This is a genomic window from Staphylococcus sp. GDB20D11A (genome assembly GCF_016893255.1).
GTDB classification, from domain to species: Bacteria; Bacillota; Bacilli; order Staphylococcales; family Staphylococcaceae; genus Staphylococcus; species Staphylococcus aureus.
The window spans coordinates 1-10793 of record NZ_JAFEPJ010000034.1 but is presented as its reverse complement, the minus strand read 5'-3'; the positions used below and the strand labels follow the sequence as shown (position 1 = coordinate 10793).

General features: G+C 30.3%; 10 protein-coding genes and 2 pseudogenes. 11 read left to right on the top strand and 1 reads right to left on the bottom strand.

The window, feature by feature from the left end:
* From JV528_RS13530 to JV528_RS13515, 4 genes and pseudogenes are all read left to right on the top strand, one after another.
* On the top strand, positions 1–928 hold a 928-nt coding region (locus JV528_RS13530; protein ID WP_204177643.1), incomplete at its 5' end, for a type I restriction-modification system subunit M.
* A pseudogene (locus JV528_RS14920) lies at positions 921–2113 on the top strand (restriction endonuclease subunit S). The gene JV528_RS13530 and the pseudogene JV528_RS14920, both read left to right, overlap by 8 nt.
* 401 nt (positions 2114–2514) lie before the next feature.
* A complete protein-coding gene (locus JV528_RS13520) occupies positions 2515–3198 on the top strand; it encodes a superantigen-like protein SSL11 (RefSeq protein ID WP_000769154.1) in 684 nt (227 codons plus the stop codon).
* Positions 3199–3219: 21 nt separating this feature from the next.
* The gene (locus JV528_RS13515) at positions 3220–4698 is read left to right on the top strand and encodes an FKLRK protein (RefSeq protein WP_001208905.1); all 1479 of its coding nucleotides are present in this window, start codon (positions 3220–3222) and stop codon (positions 4696–4698) included.
* 106 nt (positions 4699–4804) lie between these two features.
* Here JV528_RS13515 and spn read toward each other — a convergent pair whose 3' ends face one another.
* Positions 4805–5113 carry a myeloperoxidase inhibitor SPIN gene (spn, locus tag JV528_RS13510; RefSeq protein WP_000865204.1) on the bottom strand — a complete coding sequence of 103 codons (309 nt, stop codon included), beginning with the start codon at positions 5111–5113 and terminating at the stop codon, positions 4805–4807.
* 366 nt (positions 5114–5479) lie between these two features.
* Here spn and JV528_RS13505 point away from each other — a divergent pair, with 366 nt between their 5' ends.
* From JV528_RS13505 to JV528_RS13475, 7 genes and pseudogenes are all read left to right on the top strand, one after another.
* A complete protein-coding gene (locus JV528_RS13505; protein ID WP_041204354.1) occupies positions 5480–6262 on the top strand; it encodes a tandem-type lipoprotein in 783 nt (260 codons plus the stop codon).
* Between the two features lie 44 nt (positions 6263–6306).
* Complete coding sequence (locus JV528_RS13500; protein ID WP_239469959.1) at positions 6307–7095, top strand: tandem-type lipoprotein; 789 nt, start codon at positions 6307–6309, stop codon at positions 7093–7095.
* A 27-nt stretch (positions 7096–7122) separates the two neighbouring features.
* Positions 7123–7902 carry a tandem-type lipoprotein gene (locus JV528_RS13495; protein ID WP_196931809.1) on the top strand — a complete coding sequence of 260 codons (780 nt, stop codon included), beginning with the start codon at positions 7123–7125 and terminating at the stop codon, positions 7900–7902.
* 60 nt (positions 7903–7962) lie between these two features.
* Complete coding sequence (locus tag JV528_RS13490) at positions 7963–8763, top strand: tandem-type lipoprotein (protein WP_196931810.1); 801 nt, start codon at positions 7963–7965, stop codon at positions 8761–8763.
* A pseudogene (locus JV528_RS13485) lies at positions 8750–10077 on the top strand (hypothetical protein). The gene JV528_RS13490 and the pseudogene JV528_RS13485 overlap by 14 nt, the downstream one beginning before the upstream one ends.
* The gene (locus tag JV528_RS13480; protein WP_000971498.1) at positions 10074–10397 is read left to right on the top strand and encodes a hypothetical protein; all 324 of its coding nucleotides are present in this window, start codon (positions 10074–10076) and stop codon (positions 10395–10397) included. Before JV528_RS13485 ends, JV528_RS13480 begins: the two are co-directional and overlap by 4 nt.
* 18 nt (positions 10398–10415) lie before the next feature.
* A complete protein-coding gene (locus JV528_RS13475; protein WP_000172546.1) occupies positions 10416–10730 on the top strand; it encodes a hypothetical protein in 315 nt (104 codons plus the stop codon).
* The last annotated feature ends 63 nt before the right edge of the window (positions 10731–10793 follow it).

The window sequence follows — 10793 nt, the reverse complement described above, 5'->3', positions numbered from 1 at the left end:
TAAGATACTGGCGAAGATTGTCACAGATGGTAAAGATAAATTACGTCACGTGTATGACCCAACATGTGGTTCAGGTTCATTGTTGTTACGTGTTGGTAAAGAGACACAAGTGTATCGTTATTTCGGTCAAGAACGTAACAATACCACATACAACTTGGCGCGTATGAATATGTTATTACATGATGTACGTTATGAAAATTTCGATATCCGTAATGATGACACGTTGGAAAATCCAGCCTTTTTAGGCCATACATTTGATGCGGTTATTGCGAATCCACCATATAGTGCGAAATGGACAGCAGATTCAAAATTTGAAAATGACGAACGATTTAGTGGTTACGGTAAACTTGCGCCAAAGTCTAAAGCAGACTTTGCCTTTATTCAACACATGGTACATTACCTAGATGATGAAGGTACCATGGCAGTTGTACTCCCACATGGTGTCTTATTCCGTGGTGCTGCAGAAGGTGTCATTCGTCGTTATTTAATTGAAGAAAAGAACTACTTAGAAGCCGTGATTGGCTTACCAGCCAATATTTTCTATGGGACAAGTATTCCAACATGTATTTTAGTGTTTAAAAAATGTCGCCAACAAGACGACAACGTGTTATTTATCGATGCATCCAATGATTTTGAAAAAGGAAAAAATCAAAACCATTTAAGCGATGCCCAAGTCGAACGAATTATAGACACATATAAGCGTAAAGAAACGATTGATAAATATAGCTACAGCGCGACATTACAAGAGATTGCCGATAACGATTACAACTTAAACATACCGAGATATGTCGATACATTCGAAGAAGAAGCGCCAATTGATTTAGATCAAGTCCAACAAGATTTGAAAAATATCGACAAAGAAATCGCAGAAATTGAACAAGAAATCAATGCATACCTGAAAGAACTTGGGGTGTTGAAAGATGAGTAATACACAAACGAAAAATGTGCCAGAGTTGAGATTCCCAGGGTTTGAAGGCGAATGGGAAGAGAAGAAGTTAGGGGATCTTGACCTGTTTCAAAAAAGTTATTCTTTTTCGAGAGCTAAAGAAGGAAACGGTAAAACTAAACATATTCATTATGGTGATATTCATTCAAAATTTAAAACAGTCTTAGATAGTGATGGTAATATCCCTAATATAATTGAGAAAGCTGTATTTGAGTTGATTCAAAAAGGAGACATTGTTTTTGCGGATGCATCAGAAGATTATAGTGACCTAGGAAAAGCAGTTATGATAGATTTCAAACCGAATTCATTGATTTCTGGCTTACATACACACCTATTTAGACCGCTTAACAATGCAATTTCTAATTTTTTGATTTTTTACACAAAAACTCTGAGTTATAAAAAATTCATTAGACAGCAAGGTACAGGAATATCAGTACTTGGTATATCAAAAAAAGTTTATTAAATTTGAATGTATTAATACCACGAAGTGAATTAGAACAACAAAAAGTAGGCAAGTTCTTCAGCAAACTCGACCGACAAATTGAATTAGAAGAACAAAAAATCGAATTACTTCAACAACAGAAAAAAGGCTATATACAGAAAATCTTCTCACAAGAATTGCGATTTAAGGATGAGAATGGAGATGATTATCCGGAGTGGGAAGAAACTACTATAAAAGAAATTGCTCAAATTAACACAGGAAAGAAAGATACAAAAGATGCCATTACTAATGGGAGTTATGATTTTTACGTTAGATCTCCGATAGTTTATAAAATTAATACTTTTAGTTATGAAGGAGAGGCTATTTTAACTGTAGGAGATGGAGTTGGCGTAGGTAAAGTTTTCCACTATGTAAATGGGAAATTTGATTATCATCAAAGAGTATACAAAATATCTGACTTTAAGAATTATTATGGATTATTGTTATTTTATTATTTTTCACAAAACTTTTTAAAAGAAACAAAGAAATATAGTGCGAAGACATCAGTTGATTCAGTTAGAAAAGACATGGTTGCTAATATGAAAGTACCACGTCCTATTTATATAGAACAGGAAAAAATCGGTCAATTCATTAAAAAAGTAGACAACAAAATAAAAATTCAGAAACAAGTGATTGAATTACTTAAACAACGCAAAAAGGCATTACTTCAAAAGATGTTTATTTAAGTCTACAGGACCTTGTTTTAAAAGTAATAATGGTGTTTTTCTTATACTCTTAATAATTGGTTTCAATTACCAGAATTATAAAATCAAAGTAAATCAAATACGAACATTAAATTTAGGCACTGTGAAAGCACGGTGTCTTTTTTGTGTCGAAATTGTGTACAGAATAAGTAGTTAAATAAAGATTAAGTTGAGATAAAGTGTTATTCGTAAATAAAAGAGAGTAGATCGATAGGAATTGAATGATATTAGTTAACTATTTATTAAATTACTTAATAATGATTAATTTTTAGTTAAAGTAAGTTTAATGTGAAGCACGACCGTTGCTCATTATAATGAATGAGGATTGTTCGTATTGCGTAATAGAATAAATCAAATAGACTAAAAATTGGGAGCATAGAATTATGAAATTAAAAAATATTGCTAAAGCAAGTTTAGCACTAGGGATTTTAACAACAGGGATGATTACAACTACTGCTCAGCCAGTAAAAGCAAGTACATTAGAGGCTAGATCACAAGCGACTCAAGATTTAAAAGATTATTATAAAGGACAAAGTTTTGATTTGAAAAATATAGGAGGATATAAGGAAGGGAACAAGGTTACTTTCATATATCACAATCAACAAATTGATGTGACACTAACAGGTAAAGAAAAGCTAGAATTTAATGACGATGAAGAAATATCTAATGTTGATGTATTTGTGGTCAGAGAAAATTCCGACAGATCAGGTATCACAAATTCTAATGGAGGAATAACGTATTCTAATAAGCAAGATAACATAGATAATGTCAAAAGTGTGAACATGCAAATAACTAAAAAAACTAGTAGTAATACTGAAACTGTAACTTCATCTTATTACAGTATAGATAAAGAGAATATCTCATTAAAAGAACTTGATTTTAAATTAAGAAAGCACTTAATCGACAATAACGGTCTGTATAATACAGAACCTAAAGACAGTAAAATTAAAGTTACTATGAAAGATGGTGGATTCTACACGTTTGAATTAAATAAAAAGTTACAAACTCACCGTATGGGTGATGTGATTGATGGTAGAAATATAGAGAAAATTGAAGTGAATTTATAATATTATTCGAGGGAGTATATCATGAGAGAAAATTTTAAGTTACGTAAAATGAAAGTCGGTTTAGTATCTGTTGCAATTACTATGTTGTATATAATGACAAACGGACAAGCAGAAGCATCTGAAGGTAGCCAAACTGTTAAGAATCCAAAGGTAAATGCAACTGAAGAAATCAAAGCCGAATCGCAACCAGTTCAAAACAATCAAGAAGTAAGTTCGGACCAAACAAAAAAGAATTTTGTTAATTTAGATCCTATCAAACCAGGAGCTCAAAAAGTAACAGGTACTACATTACCGAATCAATTAATCTTGTTAAGTATTGATAAAAAAGACGTGAGTTCAGTTGATAGTGAAGGAAGCGAATTTATAACATCTAAAGATGATGGAACGTTTGAATATCCTCTAAAAAACAGAAAAATTGTACATAATCAAGAGATTGAAGTGACATCATCATCAATGGAAGGATTAGAGGAAGAAGACGAAGAGACAGAAGTAGAAGAACAAGAAAGCAATGATGCTACTCAAAAAGTTACAACACCACGATATGAAAAAGCGTATGAAATACCGAAAGAACAACTAAAAGAAAAAGATGGACATCACCAAGTTTTCATTGAACCTATTACTGAAGGTTCAGGTATTATTAAAGGTCATACTTCTGTAAAAGGTAAAGTTGCTCTATCTATTAATAATAAATTTATTAATTTTGAAGAAAGAGCTAAAGATGGAATTAGTAAAGAAGATACTAAAGCTAGTTCCGATGGGGTTTGGATGCCTATTAATGAAAAAGGATATTTTGATTTTGATTTCAAAAAAAATCCTTTTGATAATTTAGAGTTAAAGAAAAATGATGAAATCTCATTAACATTTGCACCTGATGATGAAGATGAAGCATTGAAGTCATTAATTTTCAAAACTAAGGTAACGAGTTTAGAAGATATTGATAAAGCAGAAACTAAATATGACCATACTAAAGTGGAAAAAGTAAAAGTATTGAAAGATGTTAAAGAAGATTTACATGTAGATGAAATTTACGGAAGCTTATATCATACAGAAAAAGGTAAAGGTATTCTTGATAAAGAAGGTACTAAAGTAATTAAAGGTAAGACTAAATTCGCAAATGCAGTAGTAAAAGTATATTCAGAGTTAGGTGAAGCACAACTGTTTCCTGATATTCAAGTAGATGAAAATGGTAAATTTAGCTTTGATGCTGAAAAAGCTGGTTTCAGATTGCAAAATGGAGAAACATTGAATTTTGCAGTAGTTAAACCTATTACTGGAGACCTATTACATCAAGGATTCGTTTCTAAATATATCGATGTTTATGAATCTCCGGAAGAAAAGAAAGAACGTGAATTTGAAGAAAAACTTGAAAACACACCTGCATATCATAAATTACATGGTGATAAAATTGTCGGCTATGATGTTCAAGGTAATCCATCAACTTGGTTCTATCCATTAGGTGAAAAGAAAGTTGAACGTACAACACCAAAATTAGAAAAATAATTAATAAAATAAAACAGCTTAATGATGTAATGAAATTAGTGAGTTAATCACTGACTTCAACGTCATTGAGCTGTTTTTTGTGCTTTGTTACAAAGCGTTATTGAATTTATTTTACGTGTTCATATTTTGAAACATCAAAGCCGTCTTGCTTAGCTTTGTTGATAATGTGTTTGATTGAATGTAGTCCTTTATCGGCGAAGTATGATCTTAAGTTGTCTTTTGTAGCTTGGTCAGCATTCTTATCTAATAACACATCGATATAACTTAATTCATGTTCTAAGAAGTTTGCATCATCATGTAGTACGAGTCCATTTTGAGAATAAACTTTCGCATCTGCTTGATTACTATATCCAACAACGCCAGTTGCTAAAACACCTACCATTGCCGTAGCTACTAAAACCTTTTTAACTTTCATATCTATCACTCCTCTAAAAAATGTAACTCCATCATAACACTGAATATTAAGAAAATTACGTTTATTAAGTCGATTTAATAATTTTTAATAAATAGTTAAAGTGACAAATATTGTTTAAATGCAATTAATCTTTAATACGATGCTTATGGATTTTCCCTACTAAAACCTTGATTTCAAAAAGGGTTTAAATCAAATGAAACAATAATAAAAAATAATGCAACATAATAATAAGTACAAATTTAATTAAGAAATTAAATTGATTGTATATGTATATTTTGGTAACGTAAAAGAGAAATATACAAAATAATTAATTATTTATATGAAAAGAGAATATAAATGAAGTATAAAATAGAGAGACGTGAAGCGATGGGATATTTAAAAAAGGTTGCATTGTACGTAAGTATCTTAATTTTAATAGTTATTGTAGCAGGTTGTGGCAAAAGTGATAAAACAAAAGAAGATTCAAAAGAAACACAAATCAAAAATAGTTTTGCGAAAACGTTAGACATGTACCCTATTAAGAACCTAGAGGATTTATACGACAAAGAAGGATATCGAGATGGCGAATTTAAAAAGGGAGATAAAGGTACATGGACTTTACTCACAAGTTTTGCTAAAAGTAACAAACCAGGTGAGATAGATGATGAAGGCATGGTTTTATTTTTAAATAGAAATATAAAGAAGGCAACAGGATATTATTACACGAGCAAAGTTCATGATGAATTTAATGAAAAAGAGCATCAAAAAAAATATCATGTTGAACTTAAAAATAATAAAATAGTTCTTTTGGATAATGTAGAAGACGAAAAACTTAAACAAAAAATTGAAAATTTTAAATTTCTTAGTCAGTATGCGGATTTTAAAGATTTAAAAAATTATCAAGTCGAAAGTATAACAACTAATGAAAATGTACCGAGCTATGAAGCAGAATTTAAATTGAATAATAGTAATGAAAATGTAAAAAAACTTAGAGAAGTTTATCCAATTACAACAAAAAAATCTCCAGTATTGAAATTACATATAGATGGTGACATAAAAGGTAGTTCAATTGGATACAAAAATATAGAATTTAATTTTTCAAAAGTAAAAGACGAAGAAACAGCTGTTAGAGATTTTGTGAATTTTGGGCCGTCTGATGAAGATAGCTAAAGTTTATTAGATGTAGAAATAATTCTAAAACAGAGAGACGTGAAATGGTGGGAAATTTAAAAAGTTTTGCATTGTACATAAGTATCTTGATTTTAATAGTTATTGTAGCAGGTTGTGACAAAAGTGATGAAACAAAAGAAGATTCGAAAGAAACACAAATCAAAAAGAGCTTTGCGAAAACATTAGACATGTACCCAATTAAGAATCTCGAGGATCTATATGATAAAGAAGGATATCGAGATGGTGAATTTGAAAAGGGCGATAAGGGGACTTGGGTTATCAGTTCAGCAATGGTTAAACAGCCAAAAAGTAAAATTATGAGATCAAGAGGTATGTATCTATTTTTAAATAGAAATACAAGAACGGCAAAAGGATATTTTATTGTAGATGTAACAAGTAACGATACATTAAAAAAGACAGAAGATAAAGAAAAGCGTTATCCAGTAAAGATGGTAAATAATAAAATAATACCGATTGGTCCAATTAATGATGAAGGCATAAAAAAAGAAATTGAAAACTTTAAGTTTTTCTCACAATATGGTGATTTTAAAGGATTAAAGAATTATCAAAATGGTGATTATTCATATAACTCAGAAGCACCTACTTATTCTGCTAAATTTCAATTAAGTAAAGATGATTATAATGTAAAACAATTACGTAAAATGTATGATATTCAAACCAAAAAAGCTCCTAAATTGTTGTTGAAAGGTACTGGAGATTTAAAAGGTTCGTCAATCGGACATAAGAACATTGAGTTTACCTTCGTAGAGAATCAAGAAGAGAATGTATTTTTTACTGATAGTTTGGAGTTTACCCCAAGTGAGGACTATTAACTATGATGAAAAAAGGGGATACGGACAATGAATAATTTTAGGCAATGCGCGTTGTGTATAGGTACATCGGTCTTAATTCTATTAGTGTCAGGTTGCAGTGGCGTATTTGACACTCCTGAAGATTCAAAAGAAACACAAATCAAAAAGAGCTTTGCGAAAACGTTAGATATGTACCCAATCAAAAATCTTGAAGATTTATATGACAAAGAAGGATATCGAGATGGCGAATTTAAAAAGGGAGACAAAGGGACGTGGGTTGTTAGATCTGAAATGATAATTCAACCAAAAGGTAAAAGTTTAACTTCAAGAGGCATGATATTATACATGAATAGAAATACTAGGACCACAACTGGTTATTTTTCAATAGAAGAGATAGATTCAAGAAAAAGTCTTGATGAAAGAGAAACAGAAAAAAAGTATCCTGTGAAAATGAAAAACAATAAGATTATTCCAAATGAGGAGATAAAAGATGAAAAGTTGAAAAAGGAAATTGAAAACTTTAAGTTTTTTGTGCAATATGGCAGTTTTAAAGGAATAGAGAATTATGAAAATGGTGACATTTCCTACAATTCTGAAGCTCCTATTTATTCAGCGAAATATCAACTGAAAAATGATGATTATAATGTTAAAGAATTACGAAAAAGATATAATATTCCAACAGAAAAGGCGCCTAAATTGTTGTTGAAAGGTTCGGGAGATTTGAAAGGGTCTTCAGTTGGATATAAGGAAATTGAATTTATATTTCTAGAAAATAAAAAAGAAAATATATATTTTTCAGATGGATTAAACTTAATTCCAAGTGACTAAAAATAACACAAAGGTTGATAGTGCTCAACAAATATTAACATGATAGAGAGAAGTGAAAAAATGAGGAATTCAAAAAGAGTAGTATTGTACATAAGCATTATGGTGTTGAGCATTTTTATAATTGGTTGTAATAGTTCAAGCGATACTGCAGAAAAATCAAAAGAAGATTCAAAAGAAGAACAAATCAAAAAGAGTTTTGCGAAAACGTTAGATATGTATCCAATTAAGAATCTCGAGGAACTATATGACAAAGAAGGCTATCGAGATGGCGAATTTGAAAAAGGTGACAAAGGGATGTGGACGATATATACAGATTTCGCCAAAAGTAATAAACCGGGTGAATTGAATGATGAAGGTATGGTTTTAAATCTGGATAGGAATACTAGAACCGCTAAAGGCCATTATTTTGTTACTACATTTTACCGGAATGGTAAACTACCAGATGAAAAGAATTATAAAATTGAAATGAAAAATAATAAGATTATTTTATTAGATGAAGTAAAAGACGATAAGCTCAAGCAGAAAATAGAAAACTTTAAATTTTTCGGTCAATATGCAAATCTTAAAGAATTGAAAAAATATAATAATGGCGATGTTTCAATTAATGAAAATGTTCCTAGTTATGATGTTGAATACAAAATGAGCAATAAAGATGAAATAGTTAAGGAATTAAGAAGTCGTTATAATATTTCGACTGAAAAATCACCTATATTAAAAATGCATATTGATGGGAACCTGAAAGGTAGTTCTGTAGGTTATAGAAAGTTAGAAATTGACTTTTCAAAACGTGAAAACAGCAAATTATCAGTCATTGAATTTTTAAGTTATAAACCAGCAAAGGTGAATAATGATGAAAGATAAATATAAAATAAAAACAGGGAATATAAATGTTGTAACTGAAGAAACTACAGCTGTTTCAAAAATTAGTTATGAACTTGAGAATGCACATCTACATAATCTTGATAATGATAGCATTGGAAGGCAAATAAAAGGTTTAAAGTCAGATGTAAATTCCCTTCTAATCTTGAATATGTTGATAGTTACACTGATTCTCTTAATGGAGTAACAACTTCTGCTTTTTTAAATAAAGATACAGGCAAAGTAACTCTTGGGATGACTGGGACTAATATACAAGGCGAAGCCTTTAAAAAGTTAAAAGAAGGTGAATTTTCAAGACAAAATGTTACCAATGCTTTGGAAACAGTTAAAGATGGATATGCAGATATTAAAATATTATATTCTCCTGCATCTGATCAAAACTATAGATATGCGAATACACAAGAATTTATAAATAAAATAAAAAGTAAGTATGACATTGATTTTATTACTGGACATTCACTAGGTGGAAGAGATGCGGTAGTTCTAGGAATGAGTAATGGTATTCCGAACATTGTGGTTTATAATCCAGCTCCTATTTCTATAACTAGTTTGAATCCTAATTCCCCAGATGGAAAACGTTTATTAGAATTATATAAGAATTATAAAGGTAATATTACTAGATTTGTTGCAGAAAATGATGAATTGACAGAAAATCTGAAGAAATATAAGCATTATGTTTTTTTCGGTAATGATATCGTCTTTAAAAATGGTAAAGGTCATGAAATGGAAGGGTTTTTAACCAAAGAAGAACAAAAAGCTATAAAAAAAGAACTTAAAAAACTAAAAGGTTATGCAGAAGAAAATAATAAGTCATTTGTAAAGCATTCAAATAATGCTATCTCTAAATTAGCTAGTATAGAATTACTTAGAGCCAATATGATGACTGCAAATGGAGGAGGATTATCTTCTTCGCAGCAGAAAGTTTTAGAAAGTTTAACAGCTTTAACAATTGCGCAGTCATTCAGTCAACTGATAGACGATGAAATTAATCAAATCAAAAAAATGTATAATGAAAAGAAAAAGAAATTTGAAAAAAATTGGGAAGACGCTCAAAAAGCTGGAAAAGCTGTAGGTGAAGATTTGAGTGTAAATGAAGTTCTCAATGCTTTAGATGAAGGTCAAGTGAATGAAAGTAGTATGGTAAGAGAACCTGAACAAATGATATCTGCAAAAGAAAGACAACTTTCAACGATAGGGTCTTCTGTATCAAATTATATTATGAGAGTTAGACTCAGTATTAATGAAATCGTTGATAAAGATCAAGTGCTTGCATCACAAATAGGTGGATTACTATGATGTTTAATCAAATTAATAATAAAAATGAATTAGAAGAATCATATGAATCTGAGAAAAAACGTATAGAGAATGAACTGCAAAATTTAAATGAACTTAGGCATAGAACTCGAAAAGAAAATGAACGTAGTTATGATGTTTTTCAATATTTGAAACACGAAATGAATTATAGTGAAGATGCACAAAGGAAAATGACGAGAAATATAGAAGCGTATGAGCAAGAAATCAATGAGATAATTAGAAAGCAAGAATGGAAATTAGAAGAATATAAAGAAGACTTAAAAAAGTCTTATGAAAAGCAGTTAGATAAACTAAGTGACTGATAATTTGGAGGAGATTAAATGACTCTAATAGAACCAGATATGACCTTAAGAATGCCAGATATAAGTACTACAGTAGAAACACTTAATCTCATATCTAAAATGAATGCTCAAAAAGAAAATATTCGCACAGTTATTGCACCTGAACATAAGCATAAATACAAAGATATTGAAAATGGATTAAAAGGTGAAGAAAAAGTATTAATTGAACAAATGGCGCAACATTGCGAAGCTTTTAAAGCTAATTTTAAAGGCGCAGCTCAAGGAGATTGGGTTAAAAGTGCCATGTCTGAGATAGACAGCATTAAGGATGACCTGAAAAAAATTAATAGCTAAGCTACATATCGAATTAATAAATAAAGCGACCAATGTTCAGTATATGAAATGCTCCCTTCAAAG